General features: G+C 69.9%; 25 protein-coding genes and 1 riboswitch. Of the genes, 7 read left to right on the plus strand and 18 right to left on the minus strand.

Annotated features, from left to right (window positions below):
• Positions 1-5 precede the first annotated feature (5 nt).
• The 3 genes from VD659_RS11290 to VD659_RS11300 form a co-directional block, all read right to left on the minus strand.
• A complete protein-coding gene (locus VD659_RS11290; protein ID WP_137837895.1) occupies positions 6-887 on the minus strand; it encodes a bifunctional methylenetetrahydrofolate dehydrogenase/methenyltetrahydrofolate cyclohydrolase in 882 nt (293 codons plus the stop codon).
• Positions 881-2,155, minus strand: a complete 1,275-nt coding sequence (gene glyA / locus VD659_RS11295; protein WP_423261191.1) for a serine hydroxymethyltransferase — start codon at positions 2,153-2,155, stop codon at positions 881-883. The genes VD659_RS11290 and glyA overlap by 7 nt, the downstream gene beginning before the upstream one ends.
• Before the next feature lie 43 nt (positions 2,156-2,198).
• A riboswitch (ZMP/ZTP riboswitch) is annotated at positions 2,199-2,280 on the minus strand.
• 35 nt (positions 2,281-2,315) lie between these two features.
• Complete coding sequence (locus VD659_RS11300) at positions 2,316-3,515, minus strand: MFS transporter (protein ID WP_423261192.1); 1,200 nt, start codon at positions 3,513-3,515, stop codon at positions 2,316-2,318.
• A gap of 252 nt (positions 3,516-3,767) precedes the next feature.
• On the opposite strand from VD659_RS11300, the gene purU reads away from it, so the two are divergent.
• Positions 3,768-4,625 carry a formyltetrahydrofolate deformylase gene (gene purU / locus VD659_RS11305; protein WP_137837898.1) on the plus strand — a complete coding sequence of 286 codons (858 nt, stop codon included), beginning with the start codon at positions 3,768-3,770 and terminating at the stop codon, positions 4,623-4,625.
• 17 nt (positions 4,626-4,642) lie between these two features.
• On the plus strand, positions 4,643-5,584 hold the full coding sequence (locus tag VD659_RS11310) for a linear amide C-N hydrolase (protein ID WP_423261193.1): 942 nt from the start codon (positions 4,643-4,645) through the stop codon (positions 5,582-5,584).
• A gap of 32 nt (positions 5,585-5,616) precedes the next feature.
• Here VD659_RS11310 and VD659_RS11315 read toward each other — a convergent pair whose 3' ends face one another.
• The 8 genes from VD659_RS11315 to VD659_RS11350 form a co-directional block, all read right to left on the minus strand.
• Positions 5,617-6,309 (minus strand): hypothetical protein, encoded by a 693-nt coding sequence (locus tag VD659_RS11315; RefSeq protein WP_423261194.1) that lies wholly within the window; start codon positions 6,307-6,309, stop codon positions 5,617-5,619.
• A gap of 94 nt (positions 6,310-6,403) precedes the next feature.
• A complete protein-coding gene (locus VD659_RS11320; RefSeq protein WP_423261195.1) occupies positions 6,404-7,192 on the minus strand; it encodes a glucosamine-6-phosphate deaminase in 789 nt (262 codons plus the stop codon).
• Positions 7,180-8,160, minus strand: coding sequence for an ROK family protein (locus VD659_RS11325; RefSeq protein WP_423261197.1), 981 nt, complete (start codon positions 8,158-8,160; stop codon positions 7,180-7,182). The genes VD659_RS11320 and VD659_RS11325 overlap by 13 nt, the downstream gene beginning before the upstream one ends.
• Positions 8,157-9,680, minus strand: coding sequence for a beta-N-acetylhexosaminidase (nagZ, locus tag VD659_RS11330; protein WP_423261198.1), 1,524 nt, complete (start codon positions 9,678-9,680; stop codon positions 8,157-8,159). Before nagZ ends, VD659_RS11325 begins: the two co-directional genes overlap by 4 nt.
• Positions 9,677-10,561, minus strand: a complete 885-nt coding sequence (locus VD659_RS11335) for a carbohydrate ABC transporter permease (protein WP_423261199.1) — start codon at positions 10,559-10,561, stop codon at positions 9,677-9,679. The genes nagZ and VD659_RS11335 overlap by 4 nt, the downstream gene beginning before the upstream one ends.
• The gene (locus tag VD659_RS11340; RefSeq protein ID WP_423261200.1) at positions 10,558-11,547 is read right to left on the minus strand and encodes a carbohydrate ABC transporter permease; all 990 of its coding nucleotides are present in this window, start codon (positions 11,545-11,547) and stop codon (positions 10,558-10,560) included. The genes VD659_RS11335 and VD659_RS11340 overlap by 4 nt, the downstream gene beginning before the upstream one ends.
• Before the next feature lie 116 nt (positions 11,548-11,663).
• Entirely contained in the window at positions 11,664-12,944 is a 1,281-nt protein-coding gene (locus VD659_RS11345) for an extracellular solute-binding protein (RefSeq protein WP_423261201.1), read from the minus strand.
• 88 nt (positions 12,945-13,032) lie between these two features.
• A complete protein-coding gene (locus VD659_RS11350) occupies positions 13,033-14,253 on the minus strand; it encodes an ROK family transcriptional regulator (protein WP_423261203.1) in 1,221 nt (406 codons plus the stop codon).
• Between the two features lie 103 nt (positions 14,254-14,356).
• Here VD659_RS11350 and VD659_RS11355 point away from each other — a divergent pair, with 103 nt between their 5' ends.
• Entirely contained in the window at positions 14,357-14,710 is a 354-nt protein-coding gene (locus VD659_RS11355) for a YrdB family protein (RefSeq protein ID WP_423261204.1), read from the plus strand.
• Entirely contained in the window at positions 14,707-15,915 is a 1,209-nt protein-coding gene (gene nagA / locus VD659_RS11360; protein WP_423261205.1) for an N-acetylglucosamine-6-phosphate deacetylase, read from the plus strand. Before VD659_RS11355 ends, nagA begins: the two co-directional genes overlap by 4 nt.
• 127 nt (positions 15,916-16,042) lie before the next feature.
• On the opposite strand, the gene VD659_RS11365 is transcribed toward nagA, so the two are convergent.
• Positions 16,043-17,266 (minus strand): NADP-dependent isocitrate dehydrogenase, encoded by a 1,224-nt coding sequence (locus VD659_RS11365; RefSeq protein ID WP_137837106.1) that lies wholly within the window; start codon positions 17,264-17,266, stop codon positions 16,043-16,045.
• 151 nt (positions 17,267-17,417) lie between these two features.
• Between VD659_RS11365 and VD659_RS11370 the strand changes: the two genes are divergently transcribed.
• The 3 genes from VD659_RS11370 to VD659_RS11380 are packed head-to-tail and all read left to right on the plus strand — an operon-like array spanning position 17,418 to position 18,690.
• Positions 17,418-17,870 (plus strand): GNAT family N-acetyltransferase, encoded by a 453-nt coding sequence (locus tag VD659_RS11370; RefSeq protein ID WP_137837107.1) that lies wholly within the window; start codon positions 17,418-17,420, stop codon positions 17,868-17,870.
• Between the two features lie 26 nt (positions 17,871-17,896).
• Positions 17,897-18,283 carry an MGMT family protein gene (locus VD659_RS11375; RefSeq protein ID WP_423261206.1) on the plus strand — a complete coding sequence of 129 codons (387 nt, stop codon included), beginning with the start codon at positions 17,897-17,899 and terminating at the stop codon, positions 18,281-18,283.
• The gene (locus VD659_RS11380) at positions 18,280-18,690 is read left to right on the plus strand and encodes a hypothetical protein (RefSeq protein ID WP_137837109.1); all 411 of its coding nucleotides are present in this window, start codon (positions 18,280-18,282) and stop codon (positions 18,688-18,690) included. The genes VD659_RS11375 and VD659_RS11380 overlap by 4 nt, the downstream gene beginning before the upstream one ends.
• 9 nt (positions 18,691-18,699) lie before the next feature.
• Here VD659_RS11380 and VD659_RS11385 read toward each other — a convergent pair whose 3' ends face one another.
• From VD659_RS11385 to purN, 6 genes are all read right to left on the minus strand, one after another.
• Positions 18,700-19,173: a hypothetical protein gene (locus VD659_RS11385; RefSeq protein ID WP_423261207.1), complete on the minus strand. Its 474-nt coding sequence runs from the start codon at positions 19,171-19,173 to the stop codon at positions 18,700-18,702.
• A gap of 16 nt (positions 19,174-19,189) precedes the next feature.
• Complete coding sequence (locus VD659_RS11390) at positions 19,190-21,004, minus strand: ABC transporter ATP-binding protein (RefSeq protein ID WP_423261208.1); 1,815 nt, start codon at positions 21,002-21,004, stop codon at positions 19,190-19,192.
• Positions 21,001-22,842 carry an ABC transporter ATP-binding protein gene (locus VD659_RS11395; protein ID WP_423261209.1) on the minus strand — a complete coding sequence of 614 codons (1,842 nt, stop codon included), beginning with the start codon at positions 22,840-22,842 and terminating at the stop codon, positions 21,001-21,003. Before VD659_RS11395 ends, VD659_RS11390 begins: the two co-directional genes overlap by 4 nt.
• A 142-nt stretch (positions 22,843-22,984) precedes the next feature.
• Positions 22,985-24,190: a dimethylargininase gene (ddaH, locus tag VD659_RS11400; protein ID WP_423261210.1), complete on the minus strand. Its 1,206-nt coding sequence runs from the start codon at positions 24,188-24,190 to the stop codon at positions 22,985-22,987.
• A gap of 105 nt (positions 24,191-24,295) precedes the next feature.
• Positions 24,296-25,951: a bifunctional phosphoribosylaminoimidazolecarboxamide formyltransferase/IMP cyclohydrolase gene (gene purH / locus VD659_RS11405; RefSeq protein ID WP_423261211.1), complete on the minus strand. Its 1,656-nt coding sequence runs from the start codon at positions 25,949-25,951 to the stop codon at positions 24,296-24,298.
• Complete coding sequence (gene purN, locus VD659_RS11410) at positions 25,948-26,541, minus strand: phosphoribosylglycinamide formyltransferase (RefSeq protein WP_137837115.1); 594 nt, start codon at positions 26,539-26,541, stop codon at positions 25,948-25,950. The genes purH and purN overlap by 4 nt, the downstream gene beginning before the upstream one ends.
• Positions 26,542-26,543 lie beyond the last annotated feature (2 nt).

The following is a 26,543-nucleotide window of genomic DNA, read 5'->3' on the forward strand; positions in this document are numbered from 1 at the left end:
TCAGCCTAGCGAGCGCGGCGCTCGGCCTCGTCGACCACGTTCGCAAGCAGCATGGCTCGCGTCATCGGGCCGACTCCGCCGGGAACCGGCGAGAGGAAGCCCGCGACCTCGGCCACGGCCGGGTCGACGTCGCCGATCAGCCGCGCCTTGCCGGTCTCCTCGTTCACCACGCGGGTGATGCCCACGTCGAGCACGGCGGCCCCGGGCTTCACCCAGTCGGCTTTGATGAGGCCGGGCACGCCCACGGCGGCGACCACGACATCCGCCCGCCGCACCTCGGCGGCGAGGTCGACCGTGCGCGAGTGCGTGAGCGTGACGGTGGCGTCGACGCCCTTGCGGGTGAGGAGCAGCCCGAGCGGGCGGCCCACGGTGAGGCCGCGGCCGACCACGACCACGTGCTTGCCCGCGAGGGTGATGCCGTAGCGGGTGAGCATCTCGACGATGCCCGCGGGCGTGCACGGCAGGGGCGAGTGCAGCTCGCCCTCGACGCCCAGCACGAGGCGACCGAGGTTGGTCGGGTGCAGGCCGTCGCTGTCCTTCGCCGGGTCGATGAGCTCGAGCATCGCGTTCTCGTCGATGCCGGCGGGCAACGGCAGCTGCACGATGTAGCCCGTGACGGCCTCGTTGGCGTTGAGGCCCTCGATGGCGTCGCGCACATCCTGCTCGGTGGCGTCGGCGGGCAGGTCGACGCGCACCGACTCGATGCCCACCTCGGCGCAGTCGCGGTGCTTGCCGGCCACGTACGAGACCGAACCAGGGTCGCTTCCCACGAGCAGCGTGCCGAGGCCGGGCACCACGCCCTGCGCGCGCAGGGCGGCGACGCGCTCGGCCACCTCCGCCTTGATGGCGGCGGCCGTGGCCACGCCGTCGAGCCGCACGGCTACCACTGCTCGAGGCCCGGGTAGAGCGGGAAGGCGTCGGTGAGGGCCACCACGCGGGCACGAAGCGCGGCCACGTCGGGCGCCGGCTGCAGCGCGGCGGCGATGATCTCGGCCACCTCGGTGAACTCGACGTCGCCGAAGCCACGGGTGGCGAGGGCCGGCGTGCCGATGCGGAGCCCGGAGGTCACCATCGGGGGGCGCGGGTCGAAGGGAACCGAGTTGCGGTTCACCGTGATGCCCACTTCGTGCAGGATGTCCTCGGCCTGCTTGCCGTCGAGCTCGCTGGTGCGCAGGTCGGCGAGCACGAGGTGCACGTCGGTTCCGCCGGTGAGCACATCGACGCCGGCCGCGCGCGAGTCGGCGGCGGTGAGGCGGTCGGCGAGGATGCGCGCGCCGCTCAGGGTGCGCTCCTGGCGATCGCGGAACTCGGGCTCGGCCGCGAGCTTGAACGCGGTGGCCTTGGCGGCGATGACGTGCATCAGCGGCCCGCCCTGCTGACCGGGGAACACGTTCGAGTTGAGCTTCTTGGCGAGCTCCATGTCGCGGCTCACGATGAAGCCGGAGCGCGGGCCGCCGATGGTCTTGTGCACGGTGGAGGAGACCACGTCGGCGAAGGGCACGGGCGAGGGATGCAGGCCCGCGGCCACGAGACCGGCGAAGTGCGCCATGTCGACCCAGAGCTTCGCGCCCACCTCGTCGGCGATGGCACGGAAGGCGGCGAAGTCGAGGTGGCGCGGGTAGGCCGACCAGCCGGCGATGATGACCTGCGGCTTGTGCTCGAGGGCCTTGTCGCGCACCACGTTCATGTCGACGAGGAAGGTCTCGGGGTCGACGCCGTAGGAGACGGCGTTGTAGAGCTTGCCCGAGAAGTTGAGCTTCATGCCGTGCGTGAGGTGCCCGCCGTGCGAGAGCTCGAGGCCGAGGATGGTGTCGCCGGGCGTGGCGATGGCGCTCAGCACGGCCGCGTTGGCGGTGGCGCCGGAATGGGGCTGCACGTTGGCGTACTCCGCCCCGAACAGCGACTTGGCGCGGGCGATCGCCAGCTCCTCCGCGATGTCGACGAACTCGCAGCCGCCGTAGTAGCGGCGGCCGGGGTAGCCCTCGGCGTACTTGTTGGTGAGCACCGAGCCCTGCGATTCGAGCACCGCACGGGGCACGAAGTTCTCGGAGGCGATCATCTCGAGGGTGCCCCGCTGGCGGCCCAGCTCGAGCTTCAGCACCTCGGCGATCTCGGGATCGACCTCGCTGAGCGGCGCGTTGAAGATGTCGGACATGACGGGCTCCTTTTCGGCGTGACGGACTACGTGTGTCGGGATCCGTATCGACCCAGGCGCGCGGCCGAATCCCTGTCCGTCGCTTCCCGATGGTGACCATCTGAACGCCAGTTGCGACGCCGTCAGCTTAGCGCAGGAGTACCGGGTGCGGGGTGGGAGTTCAGCCGCCCTGCGCGCGACGCGTGAGCGCCGGCGTGGCCGCGAGCAGGGCGATGCCGAGCACGAGGGCCCCCAGGTAGATCCACGGCAGCGAGTCCAGGCCCAATGCATCCAGGAAGAACCCGCCCACGAGCGCCCCGATGCCGATGCCGGCGTTGAACGCGGTGGAGTAGAAGGCGCTGGCCGAATCGCGGATGCCCGGCGATGCCGCATGCATCAGCCGCGTCGGCAGGAGCGTCGGGATGACGCCGAAGGCGATGCCCCAGACGAAGAACGCGCCGATCGCGATCACCGGGTTCGCCGCGAACACGGCGAGCAGCAGCACGGATGCGCCGGTCGCGGCGAGCGAGATCATCAGGCCCGTCGCGGGGCGCCGCCCGAAGAGCGCCCCGGCGGCGAAGACGCCGATCGCGCCGGCGAGGCCGTAGACGAGCAGCAGCAGGCCCACTTGGCCTTCCGGCACTCCCATCGAGCCGATCAGGAACGGCGCGATGTAGGTGTAGAAGGAGTAGTTGCCGATCATCACCACGGCCACGAGCACGCAGATCAGCGCCACCACCGGAATGGTGGGGTCGAGCTTTCCACGGCGGCGCTCGCGCCGGAGGGCGGCCGTGTCGGTGGACACCTCGAGGTGCTTGCGGTGATCGACGCGCGGCAGCAGCATCCAGATCATCACGGAGCCGAGCAGCGCGAGTGCCCCGATGCCGAGGAACGGAGCCCGCCAGCCGAGCGCGTGCCCCACGGTGGTGGCGAGCGGAACGCCCAGCACGAAGGCGAGCGTGCCGCCGCCGGTGGTGATCGCGACGGCGCGGCCGATCTGCTCCTTGGGCACGAGGTGCGCCGAGTAGGCGCCCACGACGCCCCAGAAGACGCCGTGCGCCATGCCGCTCACGATGCGCGCGGCCGCGAGCACCTCGAAGTTCGGGGCGAGGCCGCCCACCACGCTGCCGAGGGCGATGACGATCAGCACGAACATCAGCAGCAAGTGCCTGGGCACGCGGCGGAACAGGAAGGTGAGCGGAACGCTCGTGAGCACCACGGCGAAGGCGAAGAAGCTGATCAGGAGGCCGGTCTGCGATTCGGAGACGCCGAGGCCGGCACTCATCTCCGGCAGGAGACCGGTGGGGATCATCTCGGCGGTCACCGAGAGGAACACGGCGAGGGAGAGGACGATCAGTCCGCCCCAGGGGAAGGGTTTCACGACGGGAAGCGCTCCCGTCTTCGGCAAAAGTGTGGTCACGGAGTGCGCACCATTCGAAAACAACTCGAAATTCGGCGGACAGAGGAGGCTCGAGTGCCTGTCCTGACGACCTGAAGCACCGTGTCTGCTCGCGTCGGCCGGAGCGGCCCCGCGAGACGGTGACGACTTCGTACATGCCCGTGGCCGAACGATGACCGCTCGACCACTGACTATTGTAGCTGAGGGGCACCTGTGGGCAAGAGGAGAATCGGTATGGCACTGCCGCACAATCATTGGGTTCTGACCTTCGTCTGCCCCGACCTGCCGGGCATCGTGCACGCGGTGAGCGGTGCGGTGGTCGAATCCGGTGGCAACATCACGGAGTCGCAGCAGTTCTCCTCGGCCGACACGGGCCGCTTCTTCATGCGACTGCAAGTGGAGTCCGACGCGAGCCGCGCCTCCTTCGAGGCATCCCTGGCCCCGGTGGTCGAGCACTTCGGCATGACGTGGCGCATCGACGAGGTGGGGCGGCCGCTCCGCACCCTCGTGCTCGTGTCCACCGCAGCGCACTGCCTCAACGACCTGCTGTTCCGCCGGCGCGCCGGTCAGCTGCCGGTCGAGGTTCCACTCGTGCTCTCGAACCACGGTTCGCTGCGCGAGCTCGCCGGCTTCTACGACGTGCCCTTCGAGTCGCTGCCGGTGACGGATGCCGCGTCGAAGGCCGCCTTCGAGCAGCGCGTCATCGAGGCGGTCGAGGAGCACGACATCGAGCTCGTGGTGCTCGCGCGCTACATGCAGATCATCTCCCCCGAGCTCTGCGAGCGCCTCGCCGGCCGGCTCATCAACATCCACCACTCCTTCCTGCCCGGCTTCAAGGGGGCGAACCCCTACAAGCAGGCGCACGCGCGCGGCGTGAAGCTCATCGGCGCCACGGCCCACTTCGTGACGAGCGACCTCGACGAGGGGCCGATCATCGAGCAGAACGTGGTTCGGGTCGACCACTCGCGCACGCCCGCGCAGCTCGTGGCGATCGGGCAGGACGAGGAGAGCCGCACGCTCACGCAAGCCGTCAAGTGGTTCGCCGAGGACCGCGTGCTGCTCGACGGCGCACGCACGATCATCTTCCGGTAGCTGAGTAGGGTCAGAACATGTGCACCCGCATCTTCTGGAACGACAATTCCGTGGCCAAGACCGTCAGCCGCTGCATGGACTGGTCGGTGAGCGACGAGCCCGAGCTGTGGTTCGTTCCGCGCGGCACCGCACGCTCCGGCAACGCCGGTGAGGCCTCGCTCGCATGGACCTCGAGCTACTCGAGCGTCTCGGTGAGCATGTGGGGCCTCGGCACGGTCGACGGCCTCAACGAGAAGGGGCTCGGCGCGCACGCGCTCTACCTCGACGTCGACGAGGTCGAGTTCCCGCCGGCCGACGAGCGCCCCGCGATCTCGCTCGCCGTGTGGGTGCAGTACCTGCTCGACGGCTTCGCCACGGTCGCGGAGGCGGTGGCGGCGATCGATGCCGTGCGCATCCATTCCCAGCCCCTGCGCGGGCAGCAGATGGGCATCCACATCGCCCTCGAGGACGCCTCCGGCGACTCGGCGATCATCGAGCCGATCGGTGGCCGGCTCGTCGTGCATCACGGGCCGGAGTACACCGTGATGGCGAACTCGCCATCGCTCGACAAGCAGCTCGCGAACCTCGCGAACTACCGCCCGTTCGGCGGGGAGCTGCCGCCTCCCGGCGACATCTCGAGCATCGACCGCTTCGTGCGCGCCAGCTACTTCTTGCACTACCTGCCGGAGCCCGAGAACGCCGAGCAGGCGGTGGCCGGGGTCTTCCAGCTGATCGAGAACGTGTCGGTGCCCTACGGCGCCCCCTACTCCGACGGCGAGGTGTACCCCACCTGGTGGCACTCCGGCGCCGACCTCTCGAACCGCGTCTACTACTTCGGCTCCACGCGGAGCCCGAGCATCTTCTGGATTCCACTGGACGGGCTGGCCGAGGGCACCGAGGTGCTGCGCCTCGACCCGCGTGACGAGTCGCTCGTGGGCGACTCGACCGCCCACCTGGCGCCCGCGGCCCTCGCCTTCTGAGCCGGCCGCGCACGACGGCGCGACCAGGGAACTCAGGATGCGGCGGACGCCAGCCGATCTCCGACGGCGCCGAGCCGCTTCCAGCTCACCGGGTCGGTGAGGTCGAGGACCTCCGTCAGATAGGCGACCCGGTGATCGCCGAGCTCCTGCACCCGATAGGTGGTGACGAGCGGCGGAGTGCCGGCCGTCGCCTCGGGAAGGGCCTCGATCGCGTCGACGACCGCGACCACCGGATGCGCGGCCCGGAGCAGAGTGGGACGCTGCACCACGAAGTAGAGCACGGTCACGGTCTTGTCGTCGCCGGCGGGCGACGGTTCCGGGCCCGAACGCACCCCGATCTCGACGTCGGCACCGTCGCGACACCGGCCGCGCATCCGGATGCCGGTCACGGCCTTCGGATGCGTGCGGAACAGCAGCTCGGGCCGCGAAGCCTCGAGCGCGTCATCCGTGACGTCGAACTCCACGGTGAAGCTGTTGCGCTGCGCGAACCGCTCGAGGCGCACCCGCTCGCGACGGCGCCTGCCGGCCGTGCGCCACAGCGCGAACCAGCCCGCCACCCAGAGCACGCCGACCCCGACGATGAACCATGGCACCAGATCGAGATCGCCGTCGGTCACGTAGACGGCGAGGAACACGACCAGCAGGCAGCTACCGAGGAAAGCCGCGATGCGCGGCCACAGCCGGCGAGCGTGCACGTCTTCCGTGCGCAGCCGGAACGCTCGCACCGCCTTGCGGTCGACCGCCTCGGTCAGTGCCTCTAATCGCAGATCGTCGAACCTGAGCCCTCCTCGTCATTGAAGACGAGAATAGCTCATTCCGTCAGAGGATGACCGGGTCCCAGGTGGGCTTGTTCTCGAACGCGTCCCGGTAGTACTCGAGCTCGCCGAGCATGCTCGCCGCCTCCTCGTCGACCACCACGGTGGCGCGCGGATGCAGCTGGATGGCCGAGGCCGGCACGCTCGCGCTGAGCGGGCCCTCCACGGCGGCGGCCACGGCATGCGCCTTGGCCGCCCCGAACGCGAGCAGCACGAGCCGCTTCGCCCGCAGGATGGTGCCGAGACCCTGCGTGATGGAGTGCATCGGCACCTCGTCGACCGACTCGAAGAAGCGCGCATTGTCCTCTCGCGTCTGCCGGGTGAGGGTCTTCACGCGCGTGAGCGAGGCGAACGACGAACCCGGCTCGTTGAAGCCGATGTGCCCGTCGGTGCCGATGCCGAGGATCTGCAGGTCGATGCCTCCGGCAGCGAGGATGGCGGCCTCGTAGCGCTCCCCCGCGGTCTCGATGCCGAGGGAGCGGCCGTCGGGCACGTGCACCGCCGCCGGGTTCAGGCCGAGCGGCACCACGACCTCGGCGTCGATCACCGAGTGATAGCTCTGCGGGTGACCGACGGGAATGCCCACGTACTCGTCGAGGGCGAATCCGCGCACCGCGGAGAGGTCGACCCCGGCCCGCACCCGCTCGGCGAGAGCGCGGTAGACCGGCACCGGGGTGTCGCCCGTCGCGAGGCCGAGCACGGCATCCGGCTGCACCGCCACCAGCCGTTCGATGGCCTCGGCCACGAGAGCGCCCGCGGCCTTGCGCGAGCCGACGACGATCACTTCTGCCACGTGGACACCCTCTGTTCCTCATCGTCGACGGCACTTGGGGCCGCTTGTTCGCCGGGGCGCGGGGCCCCGACCAGGGCGGCTCCGACGGCGGCCGCCGGGAACCCGGCCGGCACCAGCAGCACCCGGCTCTCGAGCCCGAGCGAGGCCAGGAACGGCGACTCCACCGCCCAGGATGCCAGAACCCGCCGCACCTCGTCGAGCAGCCAGTCTCCGAGGTTGCTGAGACCGCCGCCGATCATCACGATCTCGACGTCGACCGTCAGCACGAGAACCCGCACGGCGGCAGCCACGTTGTCGACGAGGAGGGAGCGGATGGCCTGGGCCGCACGGTCGCCGGCCTCGGCCGCGGCCAGCAGCGAGCGCGCCGGAATGGGGTCGTCGGTCGCCCACTGCCGAGCGATGGCGGAGCCCGACGCCACGGTCTCGAGACAGCCCCGCTGCCCGCACGGGCAGAGCACACCCTGCGGGTCGACCGGGATGTGCCCGATCTCGCCGGCCGTGCCCCGCGCCCCGCGCCAGAGCGCCCCGTCGATCACGAGACCGGCGGCGAGGCCGGTGCCGAGGTTGAGATAGGCCATCGAGCGCGCGGTGAGCCCGCTCTCCGCCGTCATCAGGTGGTAGGCGCCGAGGGCGGCCGCCTTCACGTCGTTCTCGACCTTCACGGCCCGGCCCAGCGCATCCGCGAGCCGCCGGCCGAGGTCGAGCTCGTCGAAGCCGAGGTTCACGGCGTGCGAGACGCTCCCGGTGGCGATGTCGACCTGCCCGGGGATCCCCACGCCGATCGAGTGGAAGTCGAGCGGCCGCAGGCCCGTCGCCCCGGCCACGCGGGCGATGCCGTCGAGCGCGGTGGCGACCACCGCCTCGGCGCCGAAGCCCGTCGCGAGACGCACACGTTCCACGATGGCGCCGTCGGCGCCCACCGCCACAACGTCGGTCTTGGTTCCGCCGATGTCGAGCCCCAGCCTCATGAGCGCACCCCCCGGTCGGCGAGGAACCCGGCGAGAGCCGAGCCCACGAGCGCGGAGGCGCCGTACGTCGCCACCTGGGCGTAGCCGCTGTCGTCGCCCGGCCAGCCCATGTCGACCGTGACGACCGCCGGATGCCGGCGCCGCAGCTCGTCGACGAGCGCCACGACCTCGGGTCGCCGCTGATTGTCCTTGCCGATGACGAGCACGTATGCCGATTCGGGAATGTCCTCGATCCGCTCTCGCCAGTCGGCCTCGGTGACCTCCTGGCCGACGAGGTGCACGCCCGCATCATGGAGAGCCCGGAAGGGCCCCCACGGCACGACACCCACGGCGATGTTGGCCGCGGTGTCGACGCGCACGAACTGCCAGCCGGGCCCGCGGAGCAGGGCATCCGCTTCGGGGTCGACGGCGAAGGAGTCAGCGACGCGGCGCTGGTCGGGGCCCTCTGCCGACTCCAGGCTCGGTGATGGCGTGCTCGCTGACGGCGTGGTCGCCGACGGCGCGGACCCCGCCGCCGGGCCCGCCGCTGCAAGCCGCGCGACGAGGCGAGCGAGTCTCTCCTGCGCATCCGCGAGCCGCGCCGGCTCCAGTTCGCCGGCGGCGAGCGCCGCCTCGACCCTGGCCACGATCTGCTCGAGCTGCTCCTCGGTGTTCTTCGTTCCGATGCAGAGCAGGTCGCAGCCCGCGGCGAGCGCGCTCACGGCCGCCGCCGGGATGCCGATGGTCCCGCTCGCGCCCACCATGTCGAGGGCGTCGCTCACGATCACCCCGTCGAAGCCGAGCTCGCCGCGGAGCAGTCCTTGCAGGATGACCGAGGAGAAGGTCGCGGGATGCTCCGCGTCGAGCTGCGGCAGCAGGATGTGACTGGTCATCACCGTGAGCGCCCCGGCGTCCACCGCGGCCGCGAAGGGCAGCAGCTCGCGCGAGCGCAGCACCTCGAGCGGCACGTCGACCGTGGGCAGCGAGAGGTGCGAGTCCTGTGCCGTGTCGCCGTGGCCGGGAAAGTGCTTGATGCTCGCGGCCACGCCCTGCGACTGCAGTCCCCGCACCCAGGCGGCGCTGTGGCGCGCCACGGCAGCGGGCTCGGTGCCGAAGCTCCGGATGCCGATGACCGGGTTGAGCGGGTTGGAGTTGATGTCGACGTCGGGTGCGAAGTCGAGGTTCACTCCCGCGGCCCGCAGCTCCGCCCCGACCCGAGCGGCGACGGCGCCGGTCGCGGCGAGGTCGTCGAGCCGGCCGAGCACGGCGTTCCCGGGGTAGGGCGCTCCCCGGTCGTAGTGGAGGCGGGTGACGTCGCCGCCCTCCTCGTCGATCGCGATGAGCGCACGGGGGTTCGCGGCGAGGATCGCGGAGGTGAGCGAGCGCAGCTGCGACGCCGACACGATGTTCTCGCCGAACAGGCACACGCCGCCGAGGCCCTCGCGCAGCATCCGCTCCACCCAGCCGGGCAGGGTGGTGCCCATGAACCCGGGCAGGAGCGTGCCGAGCACGGTGCGGCGCACCGAGGTGGCGGCGCTCATCCCTTCACCGCCCCGCCGACCAGACCCGAGGTCATGCGGCCCTGCACGAGCAGGAAGAACACGATCACGGGGATGGCCATGAGCGTGGAGCCGGCCATGATGGCGGCCCAGTCGGTGGTGCCGGTGGTCTGCTGGAAGGTGCGCAGCCACACCGGCAGGGTCATCATCTCGGGCCGGGAGTTCACCACGAGGGCGAGAAGGAACTCGTTCCAGGCCTGGATGAAGCCGAACACGCCCGTCGCCACGAGGCCGGGGGCGAGCAGCGGGAAGGTGATACGCCAGAACGCACCCGACCGCGAGCATCCGTCGATCATGGCGGCCTCCTCGAGCTCCACCGGAACGCCGTTCACGAAACCGCGGAGGGTCCAGATGGTGAAGGGCAGCACCGTGGCCACGTAGACGAGGGTGAGGCCGGCGATGGTGTTGAGCAGTCCCCAGCCGTCGAGCACCCGGTAGGTCGACACGATCATGGCCTCGGCCGGGATCATCTGGATGATCAAGATGACGAAGATGAACGTCTTGCGGCTCTTGAAGCGGTAGCGCGTCACGGCGAGCGAGGCGAGGAACGCGAAGACGAGGGCGATCACCACGGTGGAGACCGTCACCATGAGCGAGTTGCCGAGCGCAGGCAGGAAGGGCGCGCGGGAGGGCTCGAAGAGCACCGTCGCGTAGTTCGAGGTGGTGAGGTTCTGCGGCACGAAGTTCGGCACGCTGCCGCGGATCTCGTTGTTCGGCTGCAGCGAGGTGTTGACCATCCAGTAGACCGGGAACACCGAGAACAGGAACACGACCACCGAGGCGGCTCCGAGCAGGATGCCGGTGGTGCGCTTGCGGGCGCTCGGCCGGCGCGCGGGCCGGCGGGCGCTGACGACGGCGCTCATGACTCCTCCTGCTTCAGGCTCCGGCGCACGTAGAAGAGCGAGATGCTCACCATCAGGATCACCATGATCACCGCGATCGCGCCGCCGGTTCCGTAGTCGCCCTTGCCGAGCGAGGTCTGATAGATGTACACGCCGAGGGTGGAGGTCTCCTCCTTGATGCCCCCGATGCCCTGCAGGGCGAAGATCTGCGTGAACACCCGCAGATCCCAGATCACCTGGAGGATGATCACCACCACGAAGATCGAGCGGAGGTAGGGGAAGACGATGAGGCGGAAGCGCTTCCAGGCCCCGGCCCCGTCGAGCTGGGCGGCCTCGAGCACCTCCTCGGGCACCTGGGTGAGCCCGGCGAAGATCGTGAAGGCCACGAAGGGCACGGCGCCCCAAGTCACGATGATCGTGGCCACCACGAAGAACGAGAACGGGTCGATCAGCCAGGAGTGGTTCGTGAAGTCCTGCCCGGTGACCGCCTCGAGGAGGTAGTTCACCACGCCGTACTGGGTGTCGAACATCCAGCCCCAGACGATGGTGGCGGTCAGGGCGGGCATCGCCCAGGCCAGCAGGAGGCCCACCGAGACGAGCACCTTGAAGAAGCGGTTCACGCGGTTCATCAGCAGCGCCACGAGCGTGCCGAGCACCATCGCGGTGACGACGTTGGCGAGGCAGAAGAGCACGCTCCGCAGCAGCACCGCCCAGAACTGCGGGTCGCTGAGAACCTTCGTGTAGTTGTCGAAGCCCACGAAGGGAGCGGGGGCGCCGAACACCTGGGCCCGGCCGAACTCCTGGAACGACATGACGAAGAGCTGGACGAGCGGCCATCCGATCACCACGGCGAGGATGACGAGGGCCGGCAGCAGCAGCACACCCGGGGTGAACCGCCCCGCCTTGGCGCGCGACGGGCCGCGCTTCTTCTTCGGCCCCGGCCTGAGCGGAAGCTCCTGCACGCCTCCGGATTCATGCTCCCGGACGAGCATCACTGACGAACTCATGTGACGGTACTCCCATTACGATTGCGGTGTGCCTCTCACCTCCTAGGGCGATGGGCATCTGGGCTGACGGTGGCCGTGTTCGCGCACGGCCACCGTCATTTCTCTTCCCGGGGCTCCTAGGAGTTCAGGATGCCGTCGATCTTCTGGTCGAGAGCCTGCGCCAGCGCCGTCACGTCTCCGCCCTGGCCGATGGCCACGAAGAAGTCCTGCAGGGCGCCGGAGGCCTCCACGTCCGCCCACTTGGGCGAGGCCGGGGTGAGCTTCGCGTTGGCGGCGGCCTCGGCGGTGGCCTTGGCGACGTCATCCGTTCCGATGGTCGACGCGAGCGACACCTTGGCGGGCACGAGGCCGGCCTTGCCGAGGATCGTCTGGTAGTCGTCGCTCAGCATGATCGCCAGCGCGTCCTTCGCGAGCTCGGGATGCGCCGACTTCGCCGAGACGGCGATGTTCGATCCGCCGGCGAACACGTGCGCCGCACCACCGGACTTGCCGGGCAGGGCGTACACGCCGAGGTTGGCCTCCTGGTCGGGGCATCCGGGCGCCTTCGCGTCGGCCGGGGCGAGGATCGAGCCCTTCACCCAGCTCGGGGCCGAGAGGTTCGCGATCACGCCCTCGCAGAACGGCACCTGCGGGTCGGTCTCGTTGCCGTCCTTCGGAGCCACGGAAGCCTTGGTCATGACCTCCTGCACCTGCTTGAGGCCGGCGATCGACTCGGGGCTCGAGAAGCTCGAGGTCCAGGTGCCACCGGACTGCGTGGCGATCTCGCCGCCGTTCTCCCAGATGTAGGGAAGGGCGTTGTACCAGTCCTGGCCGGGGAAGTAGATGCCCGAGACGCCGGGGTCGGCCGCGGCGAGCGCGACGCCGTTCGAGATGTACTGGTCGAGCGTGGTGGGGACGGTCAGACCCGCTTTCGCGAGCAGGTCCTTCTTGTAGAACACCAGGCGCGCGCCCGAGTAGTACGGGGCGGCGAAGAACTTGCCGTCGTAGGAGCCGGCCTCCACGAAGCCCGGGAGCAGGTCGCTGCCGCCGAGGGCGTCGTACTGGTCGGTCAGGTCCAGGAACGCGCCGGCCGAGGTGAAGGCGGCGGCCTGCGTGTTGCCGACCTCCACCACGTCGGGGCTGTCGGAGCCGGAGAGGTTCGTGGTGAGCTTGTCCACGAGCCCGGTCCAGGCCTGCTCCTCGATGGTGAGCGTCGAGCCCGGGTGCTCACTCTCGAAGGTCGTCTTCAAGTAGTCGCGCGCAGCCTGCGGGGTGTCGGTGCCGTTCAGCCAGACGCGGATGTCGCCGGTGGCGGCCGCATCGGTGTTGCCGCCGGACGAGCTGCCGCCGGCGCATCCGGCGAGCGCGAGCGCTGCCGTGACGCCGAGGGCGGTGACAGCGAGTGTCGTCTTCCTCATGGTGTTCATACCTTCCTAGGGCGATGGATGCCGGCTGGGAACCGGCTCTTCTGGTGCAGAGGTGGTGCGAAGGGTCGCGGAGCGGGTGCTACGAGACCCCGAGTTGTCCGGAGAGGACCATCACGGCCGCGCCGCGCAGAACGATGTCCTGCCCGAGCGTGGTCATCCGCAACGTCAGAGAGCCGTGGAATTCGGCCATCGTCCGTGCGCGGAGCGTCTCGACGGTGGCCGCGGCGAGCGGTCCGTCGAGAAGTTCGGTGGGGCCGCTCAGAATGACCTCGCTGAGGTCGAGCGCACCCACGACGGGGGCCAGCGCGATGCCGAGGCGCTCCCCCGCCTCGCGCAGCACGGCCTCGCGTTCGCGCGCGTCGGCCGGCTGCACGCCGTCCAGTCGTTCGATCAGGTTCGGGATGCTGAGCCAGGTCTCGAGACACCCGCGCTTTCCGCAGGCGCAGACCTCGCCGCCGTCGGTGCCCACGACGACGTGCCCGATCTCGCCCGCGGCGAAGCGGCTGCCGAAGAGCGGGGTTCCGCCGAGCAGCAGGCCCGCGCCGACGCCGTGGCCGATCTTGATGAGCATCGCGTCGCTGTCGGCGGCCCCGAAGCTGTGCTCGGCGAGCACGGCGGCGTTGGCGTCGTTCGCCACCACCACCGGAACACCGAAGCGGTCGTTGAGGATGCTCTGGAGCGGCATCCCGTTCCAGCCGAGGTTCGGGGCGGAGAGCACGACCCCGCCGAGGTCCACCACGCCCGGCGAGCCCACGCCGATGCCGAGGATGGGGGCGGTGGCGCGGTCGACGAGCTCCGCGGCGAGCGCGATGACCTTGTCGACCGCATCCTGGCCGGTGCTTCCGGCGAGCGCGACCTCGGCGCGGGCGCTGATGGCGCCGTCGAGGTCGAGCAGGGCGCCGGAGAAGGTGGAGTGCTCGGAGAGGTCGAGGCCCACGATCACGAAGGCGCTGCGGTCGAGGTCGAGGAGGGTGGCTGGCTTGCCGGGGCGGGTCTCCTCGCGCTGACCGAGCTCCACCACGAGGCCGTCGGCGATGAGCTCGGCCACGAGGGCGCTGATCGTCACCCGCGTGAGGCCGGTCTCGCGGGCGATGTCGGCCCGGCTGCGGCTGCCCTCGCGGTAGAGCGTCTGGAGTACGAGGGAGCGGTTGTGACCGCGGGCGTGCTCGGGAAGCACCTTGGCGCTGGGCCGGAGAATCCGGCCCTGGGGGGCTTTTCCGTGTGCGAAGCCCGGGCCGGTCGCCGGCAGGGCCGACGATTCGGTGCGGGAAGAGCTTCGCTGCACTTCCGATGCAGTCATGTTTGTTAGTAAAGCTTACGAACATACTCGTGGCAAGGTCTTCACGGATTTTGCGAGCATCCTTTACAAACCCGTAACATTCGGGCTGCTTTACCATTGGAAGGTGCAACCCGAACCCCGCGACATCCGACTCGGCTTCAACGACGTACTCCGGTTCGTGATCGAGCTGTTCACCTTCTTCACCTTCGGGTTCTGGGGATTCGTGGCGTGGCCGTTCCCCTGGAACATCGCCTTCGGCGTCGCGACACCGGTCTTCGCCATGGTGATCTGGGCACTGTTCCGCTCACCCAAGGCCGTGTTCCACTTCGACTCCTTCGGCAAGGCACTCGTCGAGATCGTCGTCATCGGCTCGGCGGCACTGGCCTGGATCATGCTCGGCCAGCCGCTCATCGCCCTCGTCTTCGGACTCGTCGCCGTGGTCAGTGGTGTCATCCAGGGGCGTAAGGAATTCGGATGACCTCCCTCCTCATCCATGGAGCGCGCAAGCTCGACGCCGACGGTGTCGTCGACGGCTTCTGGATGCACACCTCGGGCGACCGCATCGAGGCGGTCGGCACGGGCGACGGCTGGCGCGAGCGGATCGACGCCGTCGAGGCCGTGCAGCCCGCGGACGCCGTAGCAGGGGGCGTTACGGGTCCGGATGCCGCGGGCGCGGTGATCGATGCGGCCGGCCGCTGGCTCACCCCCGGCTTCATCGACCTGCACGGCCACGGCGGCGGCGGCCACTCCTTCGACGACGGGCCCGAGGCGATCGCCGGAGCCCTGGCCCTGCACCGCCGTCACGGCACCACCCGTTCGGTGCTCTCCCTCGTCGCCAACCCGGTGCCGTCGCTCTTGGTGGCCCTCGAGACCATCGCCGTGCTCGCCGACACCGATCCGCTCGTGCTCGGCGCCCACCTCGAGGGCCCCTACCTCGCACGCAACCACCGCGGGGCGCACAACCCCGACTTCCTGCGCTCCCCCACCCCCGAGGAGGTCGCGCTGCTGGTGGCCCGCGGGCGCGGGCACCTCGTGCAGATCACCATCGCTCCCGAGCTGCCCGGAGCGCTCGAGGCGATCACGGCGTTCGTCGACGCCGGCGTCGTGGTGGCGGTCGGCCACACCGCCGCCGACCTCGCGCTCACCAAGGAGGCCTTCGACCGCGGAGCCACCCTGCTCACACACGCCTTCAACGCCATGCCCGGCATCAAGCACCGCGAGCCGGGCCCCGTGGTCGCCGCGTTCGACGACCCGCGCGTCGGCCTCGAGCTGATCGTCGACGGCTTCCACGTGCATCCGGATGTCGTGAAGATGGCGTTCCTCGCCGCGCCCCGCCGCATCGTGATGATCACCGACGCGATGGCCGCCGCCGGTTCGGCCGACGGCCACTACCGCCTCGGCACCCTCAACGTGAGCGTCACCGAGGGGCGCGCGATGCTCTCGGGCACCGCCACCATCGCCGGCTCCACGCTCACGCAGGACGCCGCTCTCCGCTGGGCGGTCGAGGAGTCGGGCGTCGATCCGGTGCTCGCCGTCGAGGCGCTCACCGCCACACCCGCGCGCACGATCGGCCGGGCCGACGATCTCGGCCTCCTCCGCCCCGGCTTCGCCGCCGACGCCGTGCTCCTCGACCCCGACTGGACGGTCACCGCCGTCTACGCCGCCGGCCGCCCCCTCCTCTGACCCTCCCCTCCCCTTCACCCCCACCCCCACCCCAAAAACAAGGAGTTCTTCGACGACCCGCCGGCGGGGATGGCCCCGTGGCCGGCGTTTCGTCGAAGAACTCCTTGTTTTTGGTGAGGGGGGGTGCCTAGGCGGCAGCCTCCATGCGGGCCTTGAGGTTCTCGTCGAGGGTCGCCAGGAACTCCTCGGTGGTCTGGTACGGCTGGTCGGGACTGACGAGCAGGGCCAGGTCCTTCGTCATCTTGCCCGACTCGACGGTCTTGATGACCACGTCTTCGAGGGTGAGCGAGAAGTCGATCAGGGCCTGGTTGCCGTCGAGCAGACCGCGGTGGGCGAGCCCCCGGGTCCAGGCGTAGATCGAGGCGATGGGGTTGGTGGAGGTGGGCTTGCCGGCCTGGTGCTGGCGGTAGTGACGGGTGACGGTGCCGTGCGCGGCCTCCGCCTCCACGACCTTGCCGTCGGGCGTGGCGAGCACCGAGGTCATCAGGCCCAGCGAGCCGAAGCCCTGCGCCACGGTGTCGCTCTGCACGTCGCCGTCGTAGTTCTTGCAGGCCCAGACGTAGCCGCCCTCCCACTTCATGGCCGAAGCGACCATGTCGTCGATGAGGCGGTGCTCGTAGGTGAGGCCGGCGGCGTCGAACTGCTCCTTGAACTCGGCCTCGAAGATCTCCTGGAAGATGTCCTTGAAGCGGCCGTCGTAGGCCTTCAGGATGGTGTTCTTCGTGGAGAGGTAGACCGGGTAGTTGCGGCTGAGGCCGTAGTTGAGCGAGGCGCGGGCGAAGTCGCGGATCGACGCATCCTGGTTGTACTGCACCTGGGCGATGCCGTCATCCGGAGCGTCGTAGACGTCGAACTTCAGGGGCTCCGAGCCGTCTGCGGGCGTGAACTCGACCGTGAGCTTGCCCTTGCCCTTGAACACGAAGTCGGTGGCGCGGTACTGGTCGCCGAAGGCGTGACGGCCGATGATGATCGGCTTGTTCCAGCCGGGCACCAGGCGCGGGATGTTCGAGATGATGATGGGCTCGCGGAAGATGACGCCGCCGAGGATGTTACGGATGGTGCCGTTCGGCGACTTCCACATCTTCTTCAGGCCGAACTCCTCCACGCGCGCCTCGTCGGGCGTGATGGTGGCGCACTTGACGCCGACGCCGTGCTTCTGGATGGCGTGGGCGGCGTCGATCGTGACCTGGTCGTCGGTCGCGTCGCGGTGCTCGATGCCGAGGTCGTAGTACTCGAGGTTCACATCGAGATAGGGGTGGATCAGCGTGTCTTTGATGGCCTGCCAGATGATGCGCGTCATCTCGTCGCCGTCGAGTTCGACGACCGTGCCTTCAACCTTGATCTTCTGCAATTCAGCTCCTCAACAACCGCCGGAAATGGCCCGTGTGCCAGTTTACCCGCTTCCGCAACTATCTCGACATCGAGATAGTTTTGCCCGGCTCGGAACGGGGACGGCACGGCGCCCGGTGGCGCGGCCCTCACGCAGAGGTTAGTCTCTGACCATGAGTGAACTGAGGCTCGAAGAGCTGTCGGCGTCCAACATCGTCGCGGCCAACACGCTCACGCTCAAGCCAGGTCAGGAGCAGTTCGTGGCCCCGGTCTCGCACTCCATCGCCGAGGCCTACGTGAACCCGGCCACCGCGTGGCCGCGTGTCGTGCTCGAAGACGACGAGGTCGTCGGCTTCATCATGGGCAACTTCGACCCCGACGCACAGGAGGACATCTTCCGCGGCTGCATCTGGCGCATGAACGTGGCGGCGGATGCGCAGGGCCACGGCGTCGGCCGCTTCGCCGTGCGCGCCCTGGCCGACGAGGCCCGCAGCCGCGGCTTCGACCGCATCACCGTCATCTTCGAGCCGGGCGAAGCGGGGCCGGCCGCGTTCTTCGAGCGCATCGGCTTCGAGCAGATCGGCGAGACCCCCTACGGCGAGACGATCGCCGCTCTGGCTCTGTGACCGGCGGCCGGAGCGACCGGCCGTCTGTGCACGCCGAGCAGGAGCATCCGTCGTTCGACGAGCAGGAGCATCCGTCGTTCGTCGACGCCGTGCTCGAGGTGGTCGACTCGATTCCGCCTGGGAGAGTACTCAGCTATGGCGACGTGGCGGCGCTGCTCGGCAGCCGCGCCGCACGCGCCGTCGGATCGGTCATGCGGCGCTACGGAAGCGCGCATCCGTGGTGGCGGGTGGTGCGCTCCGGTGGCCTCCCTCCGGCCGGTCATGAGGTGCGTGCCCGGGAGCACTACGACGCCGAAGGCACCCCGCTCCGAGCGATCTCGCGGGAACCGGGTTATGCCGTCAGCTACGCTGTAGCTCGGTGGCAGCCGCTGCACCCGGATGCCCATCACGAGAGGAACACCCACAGCCGATGAAGAGACGCGTACTTCTCGCCGGGCTCGCGGCGGCAGGTCTCGTCGCCGCGCTGTCCGGCTGCACCCTCGCGAACGCCATCACCCCGCCCGTGCAGGCCGCGCTCTACCCGACGCTCGCCGACTCGCAGGCATCGAGCTCCGTGGTGAAGGCCCCGTCGTGGGTTCCCGAGAACGCGGTGATGATCCGCATGAAGGAGAACACCGAGACGGGTGACGCCATCATGCAGTTCGGAGTGCCCACTCCGGCGACGATCGGAACCACCTGCGACCCCTCGATCGCCGGCAACACGCCTCCGCTCGACGACACCTGGTGGCCCCAGGCCCTCGACACCTCGAACATCCTCTGCCAGGACGGCTGGCACATCGTGTTCATGTACGGCTCGCAGTACTTCGCCTGGAAGCCCTGACCCGGCGCTCTACCCCGCGGCGACCCGGATGAGGGTGTAGACGGCGAGAACGACGACGGCGGCCCCGACGATCAGGTCGGTCCAGGTCGCGAGCGTCTCTTGGGCGTTCTTGCCCTTCTTCGGGAGATGCATGGCGCCCGCGACGAGGAGGAAGACTCCACCCGCGACCCCCGCGGGGAGCGCCCATCCGGGCACCAGCGCGAGGAGACCGGCCAAGCCCATGCCGATGTTCGCCGTGCCCAGCTCGCGGATGAGCTGCTGCTCATGGACGCTCGGGGCCGAAGAGCCCAGAATCGCGGCCGTCGGGCCCCGACCGGAGACCTGGGCGGCTCCGGCCACCAGCAGCCGCGTGCCGACTCCCCAGAAGACCCACCACTTTCCGAACACGAGCGCCGGATCGCCGCCGGCGACGGCGAGCTCGACACCACCCGAGACCACGGGCAACACGATGGTCTGCGCGATCACCAGAATGATGTAGCCCACGATTCCCTCTCCGCCACTACACGAGCGAGTCGCGCCAGGAGGCGTGCATCTGGGCGAAGCGGCCGTCGCCGCCGATGAGCTCGGCCGGCGAGCCGTCTTCGACGATCCGCCCGTTCTGCATCACGAGCACCCGGTCGGCGATCGACACGGTCGACAACCGGTGCGCGATGATGACGGCCGTGCGGTCGGCGAGGAGCGTCTGCAGCGCATCCTGCACCAGTCGCTCGCTCGGGATGTCGAGCGACGCCGTGGCCTCGTCGAGGATGAGCACCGCCGGATCGGCGAGAAAGGCGCGTGCGAACGAGATGAGCTGCCGCTGCCCGGCCGAAACGCGGCCGCCGCGCTTGTTCACGTCGGTCTCGTAGCCGTTCGGGAGCCCGCGGATGAACGCATCGGCGCCCACCGCCCGCGCCGCCGCCTCGATCTCCTCGCGGCTCGCGTCGGGCTTGCCGATCGCGATGTTGTCGGCCACCGTGCCCGAGAACAGGTAAGCCTCCTGCGTGACCATCACGATGGCCCGGCGCAGGTCTTTCGGATGCAGCTCCCGCAGGTCGATGCCGTCGAGCGTCACCCGTCCCCGGGTGGGGTCGTAGAAGCGCGAGATGAGCTTGGCGAGCGTCGACTTGCCGGCGCCGGTGGAGCCCACGAGCGCCACGGTCTGGCCCGCCGGAAGGGTGAGGTCGAAGTGCGGCAGGATGGGCCGGTCTTCGGTGTACCCGAACTCGACGCCCTCGAACGACACCGCTCCGGACGACTCCCAGAGGTCGACGGGCTGCTCGGGGTCTGGCACGCTCGGCTCCTCCTCGAGCACGCCCGAGATCTTCTCCAGCGCGGCCGTGGCGCTCTGGTAGGAGTTGTAGAACATGGCCATGTCTTCCATCGGGTCGAAGAAGCGCCGCGTGTAGAGCACGGCGGCGAGCAGCACACCCACCGCGAGGCCGCCGTCGATCACCCGGAAGCCGCCCACGAGCAGCACCACCGCCACGGCCACGTTGCCGATCAGGACGAGCCCGGGGTCGTAGACGCCGAAGAGCTTGATCACGCGGGCGTTGGCGTCGCGGTAGTCCTCCACCAGGCCGCCGAACTCGGCCTCGTTGCGCTTCTCCTTGCGGAAGGCCTTCACCGCGCGGATGCCCGTCATGGTTTCGACGAACATCACGATGAGCCGCGCCGACGCCACGCGCGTACGCCGGAACATCCGCTGCGATCGCAGCTGGAACCAGCGTGTCAGCACCGCGAGCGGCACGAGCGCGGCGAGCAGGATGAAACCGCTCGCTGGGTCGAGCAGGAACAGCGCGATCGCCGTGAACAGCATGTACAGCACACCCTGCACGAGCTGGTTGATGCCCGAGTCGAGCAGCTCGCGGATGGCATCGAGGTCGCTCGTCTGCCGCGAGATGATGCGCCCGGAGGTGTAGCTCTCGTGGAACTCGAGGCTGAGCTTCTGGGTGTGCAGGAACACGCGCTTGCGCAGGTCGAAGAGGATCGCCTGGCTGATGCGCGCCGAGAGGATGGTGAACCAGGCGATGAGCGTGGCGCCCACCACGCCGGAGAGCAGGTAGGCGAGACCGGCGAGGGCCACGGGCATCCAGTCGGCGTTCAGCAGCGCGGGGAGCCCGGTGTCGATGCCGTAGGCGATGATGGCGGGGCCGGCCACCTGCGAGAGGGTGCTGATGACCACCACGACGATGCTGAGCACGAGCCGGGCCCGCATGGGCTGTACGAGCGAGCCGAGCAGGCGCAGCGAGCGGGCACGGATCTGCTTGCTCTCGGCGCGCGAGAAGTCGTCGCGTTCCTCGCCGCCGACTCCGCGGACGGATGCGTCGGTCATCTCGTCACCTCCTCGGTGCGTTCTGCGGTCGGTCTGTCTTTGTCGCGCTCGTCGTCCAGCGAGGCCCGCTCGCGCGCTTCTTCGTCTTCCAGGCTCGAGATCACGAAGCGGTAGTGCTCGCTCGAGGCGAGCAGCTCGGCGTGCGTTCCCACCGCGGTGATGCGCCCCTCCTGCAGCAGCGCCACGCGGTCGGCGAGCGCGACCGTGGACGGCCGGTGCGCCACGATGAGCGCCGTGGTGGTGGCGAGCACCCTCCGCAGCGCGGCCTCCACGAGCGCCTCGGTGTCGACGTCGAGCGCCGACAGCGGGTCGTCGAGTACCAGGATGCTCGGCTTCGCCGCGATCGCCCGGGCGAGCGCGAGCCGCTGCCGCTGGCCACCGGAGAGGCTCATGCCCTCCTCGCCGATCTTCGTGTCGAGCCCCTGCGGGAGCTCGTCGACGAAGGTGGCCTGCGCGATCTCGAGCGCCTCGCGGAGCTCGGCCTCCGTGGCGTCGGGCCGGCCGAGCAGCACGTTCTCACGCACGGTCTGGCTGAACAGCGTGGCCTCCTCGAAGGCCATCGCCACACGGGTGCGCAACTCGTCGCGGCGGAGCTCCCGCACGTCGACGCCGTCGACGCGCACGGCACCTCCGGTCACGTCGTAGAGCCGGCTGGCCAGCGCCGTGAGCGTCGACTTGCCCGAGCCCGTGAGCCCGACGAGGGCCATGGTCTCCCCCGGCCGCACGGTGAGCGTCACGCCGTCGAGCAGGTCGGAGAAGGTCTCCGGCGCATCCTGGTAGCGGAAGTGCACCTCGTCGAACGAGAGCTCGCCGCGGCCGTCGGCGATCGAACGCGGTTCGGCCGGGTCTTCGATCGTGTTCACCGCATCCATCACCTCGAAGAAGCGCAGGGTCGCGGTCTTCGCGTCGAGGGTCATGGCGAGGAAGTAGCCGAGCGACCAGATGGGGAACAGCAGCACCGTGCCGGTGGCGAAGAACGCCACCAGCTCGCCCACCGAGGAGGCTCCGGTCGAGGCCAGCCACACGCCCACCACGAGGCACACCCCGAAGGCGAGGTCGGGGATGAGGGTGAGGTAGAGCCAGATGCCCGCGATGGCCTTGGCCTTCTCGATCTCGGTGCCGCGCAGTTGCTCGGCCTGGTTCTCGAAGCGCTTGAGCGCGTAGCGGCTGCGCCCGAAGGCCTTGAGCACCCGGATGCCGTGCACCGACTCCTCGACGCTCGTCGCGAGGTCGCCCGCCTGGTCCTGGCTGCGCCGGGCGACGTCGGAGTACTTGCGCTCGAAGGCGAAGCTGTAGATCATGACGGGCACGGCGGCGGCCACGAAGATGAGCCCGAGCACCCAGTTGAGCAGCAGCAGGATGACGGCGCCGCCCACGATGGTGAGCACGTTCACCACGAGCAGCACGAGCCCGAACGAGAGCCAGCGCCGGATGAGGTTGAGGTCGCTCACGGCGCGCGAGAGCAGCTGCCCGCTCGGCCAGCGGTCGTGGAAGGCCACCGGAAGGTCTTGCAGCTGCCGGTAGAGCGCGTTGCGCATCCGCGACTCCACGTAGGTTCCCGGGGTGAGCACGAGGGCGCGACGGGCGCCGATCAGCACTGCCTCGAGCACGCCGAGGGTGAGCACGATGCCGGCGGCGAGCCAGATCTGCGAGGCGTCGCCGTCGGCGAGCGGGCCGTCGACCATCCACTGCAGCACCTGCGGGATGGCGAGCGCCACCACGCTCGCGGAGAGCGACACCACCATGGCGCCGTAGATGCGGGGCAGCGCCGGCTTCACGAAGGGATGCAGGCGCGACAGCACCGCCACCGTACTGGTAGCAGTCGACTCGGCTTCCATGACCATCTCTTTCGTGGGGTGCGTCTGCGTGAGGGCACGACGAATACCCCCTTTGAGGGGGTGTTGGCGTCGAGGCAGCCTTATAGGCTACCCTCGCGATGCCACGGAATGCAACCGCGGCGGGCGACGAGCATTCGAGGAGTCAGCGCACCCGCACCGAGAGGCAGGTCACGCAGCCCTCGAGCTTCTCGAACTCGGAGATGTCGACGGAGATCACCCGGTAGCCGAGTCCTTCGATCAGCCGCGCCGACTCCGGGGCGGAGGCCGCGAGCAGCACGGTGTCGTCGGCGAGTACCACGACGTGGGCTCCCGCCGGCTCCGGCATCTCGAGGAAGCGGTCGAACACGAAGGGGTCGTCGACGAGCGGGCGGTAGCCGATGACGGTGCCGTCGGGCAGCGCGGTGACGGCGCTCTTGAGGTGCAGCACCTTGGTGATCGGCACGGCCACGACCGAGTAGCCGCGCGGCGCGAGGATCTTGCGCAGCTGCCGGATGCCGTCGGAGTTCGTGCGCCCGCCGCGCCCCACGTAGACGGTCGAGCCGATCTTCAGCACGTCGCCGCCGTCGAGGGTGCCGGGGCGCGCGATGCGCAGCACCTCGATGCCCAGGGATCGCACGGTCGCCTCCACGGCCTCGGTCTCGGCCACCCGCTCCTCGGCACCCGGGCTCGTGATCACCGCGAGGGCGCCGAACATCACCACCGTGTCCTCCACGAACACCGAGTCGGCGAGGTCGTCGGCCGTGTCGACCTCCACCGGGTCCCAGCCGGCGCCGGTGAGCGCGGCGAGATACGACTCCCACTGCTCCTCGGCGAGATCGACGTCGACCGGGGAGCGCTCGATGTGGGTCACGAGGCCGTCGGCGAGCGTGGCGGCAGGCCGGCGCACGAGGGCGTAGCGCTTGCGCAGCACCTCCTCCTCGGCGTCGCTCGCGAGCGCTGCGTAGATGCGGCGCGCGACGGTCACCGAGGCCAGCACGCCGGCGATGATGAAGATCAGGTTGTTGCCCAGCAGGGTCGCGGCGAGCGGAGCGAGCATGGCGTCGAGCGCGATCCCGGCGCCGAGGGCGGAGATCCCCGTGCCCACGAAGGCGGCCAGCGTGGCCCCTACGACGCCCGCGATGAGTGCCGTGTACCAGCGGCGGTAGGCGCCCACGATGCCGAAGACGGCCGCGAACACGAACAGCAGCAGCGTCGCCGGCAGGAAGTAGGGCGAATACGCCGTGAACACCTGCGGATTCTGGGCGTTGCCGACGAAGAAGGCGAGGTCGGCTCCGACGAGCGCGATCAGGGCGACGGCCACGGCCGCGACGAGCGAGGCCCCGAGCGATCGGAGACGGAGTGAAGACATTCTTTGACCTTAGGTGATTCTGGCTGGATGCCGCCGGTGCGGCACCCGAATACCGGCTCGATGCCGGCTCGACGGGCCGGCGACGAGCGTCACCGGCTCGACGGTCTAGTGGAAGAAGTGGCGCTCCCCCGTGAAGTACATGGTGACACCGGCGGCCGCCGCGGCCGCGACGACCTCCTCGTCTCGCACCGAGCCACCGGGCTGCACCACGGCCTTCACACCGGCCTCGAGCAGCACCTCGAGCCCGTCGGCGAAGGGGAAGAAGGCATCCGAGGCCGCCACGGAGCCCGCGGCGCGGTCTCCGGCGCGCGTCACCGCGAGGTGGCACGAGTCGACCCGGTTCACCTGGCCCATGCCGACGCCGACGGAGGCGCCGCCCGAGGCGAGCAGGATGGCGTTCGACTTCACCGCCCGGCAGGCCTTCCACGCGAACACGAGGTCGGCGAGGGTGGCCTCGTCGGCGGCGTCGCCGGCCACGAGCGTCCAGTTCGCCGGGTCGAGCCCCGCGAAGCCGTCCGGGGTCTGGGCGAGGAAGCCCCCGCTGATCTGCCGCAGTTCCACGGCCTCACGCGCGTAGCCCTCGGGGAGGGTGAGCAGTCGGAGGTTCTTCTTCGTCGCCAGCAGCTCGAAGGCCTCGCCGTCGAAGGCCGGGGCCACGAGCACCTCGGTGAAGATCTCCTTCACCTGCTGCGCCATCGCGAGGGTCACCGTGCGGTTCGCGGCGATCACGCCGCCGAAGGCCGACACCGGGTCGCAGGCGTGGGCCTGGGCGTGCGCGGAGGCGATCGCATCCGGAGCGCCGGCCGCGCCCACGGCGATGCCGCAGGGGTTCGCGTGCTTGATGATGGCCACGGCCGGCTCGGCGAAGTCGTAGGCCGCGCGCACGGCGGCATCGGCGTCGACGTAGTTGTTGTACGACATCTCCTTGCCGTGCAGCTGCACGGCCTGGGCGATGCCGGCGCCGCCCTCGAGCGTGTAGATCGCGGCCTGCTGGTGCGAATTCTCGCCGTAGCGCAGAGTCGCGGCCTTCGCGGCGGAGATGGCGAGAGCATCCGGGAAGCCGGCGTCAGCATCCGGAGCGGCGGCATCCGTCGCGAGCTCCTCGGCGGCGACGGCATCGGCCGCCGCTCCCGCGAGCTGCTCGGCGAACCAGCCGGCGACGGCGGTGTCGTAGGAGGCCGTGTGCGCGAAGGCCTCGGCGGCGAGACCGCGGCGCACCGCGAGGCCGGTGCCGCCCGCGGCGAGCGCGGCCACCACCTCGGCGTAGCGCTCGGGCGACACCACGATCGCCACGTTCGCGAAGTTCTTGGCCGAGGCGCGCACGAGGGCAGGGCCGCCGATGTCGATCTGCTCGATCACCGCATCCGGAGCCGCGCCCGAGGCGACCGTCTCGCGGAACGGGTAGAGGTTCACCACCACGAGGTCGAAGGGCCGGATGCCGAGCTCCGCCAGCTGCTGCTTGTGCGACTCGAGGCGCAGGTCGGCGAGGATGCCGGCGTGCACGCCCGGGTGCAGCGTCTTCACGCGGCCGTCGAGCGACTCGGGGAAGCCGGTGACGCTCGACACCTCGGTGACGGCGACGCCGGCGTCGGCGATGGTCTTGGCGGTCGACCCGGTCGACACGATCTCGACCCCGGCGGCGGCGAGCGCCTGCACGAAGGGCACGAGCCCCGTCTTGTCGCTGACCGAGATCAGCGCCCGGGTGATCGGCACCGTGTCGCGGTGCGTGTAGAGGCTCGGGTCGTGCTGGGGACCACTCATCGTGCTGCTATCTCCTTGAGATCGACTTCTCCGTTGGCGATGTCGAGCACGGCCTGCACGAGCAGGTCTCTCTCGACGGTCTTGATGCGTTCGTGCAGTTCGTGCTCGGTGTCGCCGGGCTCGACGCGCACGGTGCGCTGCACGATCACGGGGCCCGTGTCGACGCCCTCGTCGATGACGTGCACGGTCACTCCGGTGGTGTCGACGCCGGCGGCGAGCGCGTCGCGCACCGCGTGGGCGCCGGGGAAGGCGGGGAGGAGGGCCGGATGCGTGTTGATGAGCTGCGGCGTCAGCGCCGACACCACGACGGGCGGCAGGATGCGCATGAATCCGGCGCACACCACGAGGTCGGGCGACCAGCGCTCGATCTGCTCGAGCAGTTCGGCGCCCCAGGCCTCGCGCGAGGAGAAGGAGGTGGGGACCACCGTGAAGCTCGGGATGCCGAACTCCTCGGCGTGGGCGAGGCCCGGCGCATCCGTGTCGGAGCCGACGGCGATCACCCGCGCCGGGTACTCCGCATCGCTCGACGCTTCGAGGAGGGCCCTGAGATTGGAGCCTCCTCCGGAGATCAGAACCAGCAGCGACAGCACCG

It is taken from the genome of Herbiconiux sp. 11R-BC (genome assembly GCF_049472555.1).
GTDB lineage: Bacteria > Actinomycetota > Actinomycetes > Actinomycetales > Microbacteriaceae > Herbiconiux.

Bases quoted from the DNA above. Each gene is read 5' to 3' on its own strand.
- glyA (WP_423261191.1), bottom strand. From the start codon at position 2,155: ATGTCCGACATCTTCAACGCGCCGCTCAGCGAGGTCGATCCCGAGATC.
- purU (WP_137837898.1), top strand. From the start codon at position 3,768: ATGGCACTGCCGCACAATCATTGGGTTCTGACCTTCGTCTGCCCCGAC.
- VD659_RS11310 (WP_423261193.1), top strand. From the start codon at position 4,643: ATGTGCACCCGCATCTTCTGGAACGACAATTCCGTGGCCAAGACCGTC.
- VD659_RS11325 (WP_423261197.1), bottom strand. From the start codon at position 8,160: ATGAGGCTGGGGCTCGACATCGGCGGAACCAAGACCGACGTTGTGGCG.
- nagZ (WP_423261198.1), bottom strand. From the start codon at position 9,680: ATGAGCGCCGCCACCTCGGTGCGCCGCACCGTGCTCGGCACGCTCCTG.
- VD659_RS11335 (WP_423261199.1), bottom strand. From the start codon at position 10,561: ATGAGCGCCGTCGTCAGCGCCCGCCGGCCCGCGCGCCGGCCGAGCGCC.
- VD659_RS11340 (WP_423261200.1), bottom strand. From the start codon at position 11,547: ATGAGTTCGTCAGTGATGCTCGTCCGGGAGCATGAATCCGGAGGCGTG.
- VD659_RS11345 (WP_423261201.1), bottom strand. From the start codon at position 12,944: ATGAGGAAGACGACACTCGCTGTCACCGCCCTCGGCGTCACGGCAGCG.
- VD659_RS11350 (WP_423261203.1), bottom strand. From the start codon at position 14,253: ATGACTGCATCGGAAGTGCAGCGAAGCTCTTCCCGCACCGAATCGTCG.
- nagA (WP_423261205.1), top strand. From the start codon at position 14,707: ATGACCTCCCTCCTCATCCATGGAGCGCGCAAGCTCGACGCCGACGGT.
- VD659_RS11370 (WP_137837107.1), top strand. From the start codon at position 17,418: ATGAGTGAACTGAGGCTCGAAGAGCTGTCGGCGTCCAACATCGTCGCG.
- VD659_RS11380 (WP_137837109.1), top strand. From the start codon at position 18,280: ATGAAGAGACGCGTACTTCTCGCCGGGCTCGCGGCGGCAGGTCTCGTC.
- VD659_RS11390 (WP_423261208.1), bottom strand. From the start codon at position 21,004: ATGACCGACGCATCCGTCCGCGGAGTCGGCGGCGAGGAACGCGACGAC.
- VD659_RS11395 (WP_423261209.1), bottom strand. From the start codon at position 22,842: ATGGAAGCCGAGTCGACTGCTACCAGTACGGTGGCGGTGCTGTCGCGC.
- ddaH (WP_423261210.1), bottom strand. From the start codon at position 24,190: ATGTCTTCACTCCGTCTCCGATCGCTCGGGGCCTCGCTCGTCGCGGCC.
- purH (WP_423261211.1), bottom strand. From the start codon at position 25,951: ATGAGTGGTCCCCAGCACGACCCGAGCCTCTACACGCACCGCGACACG.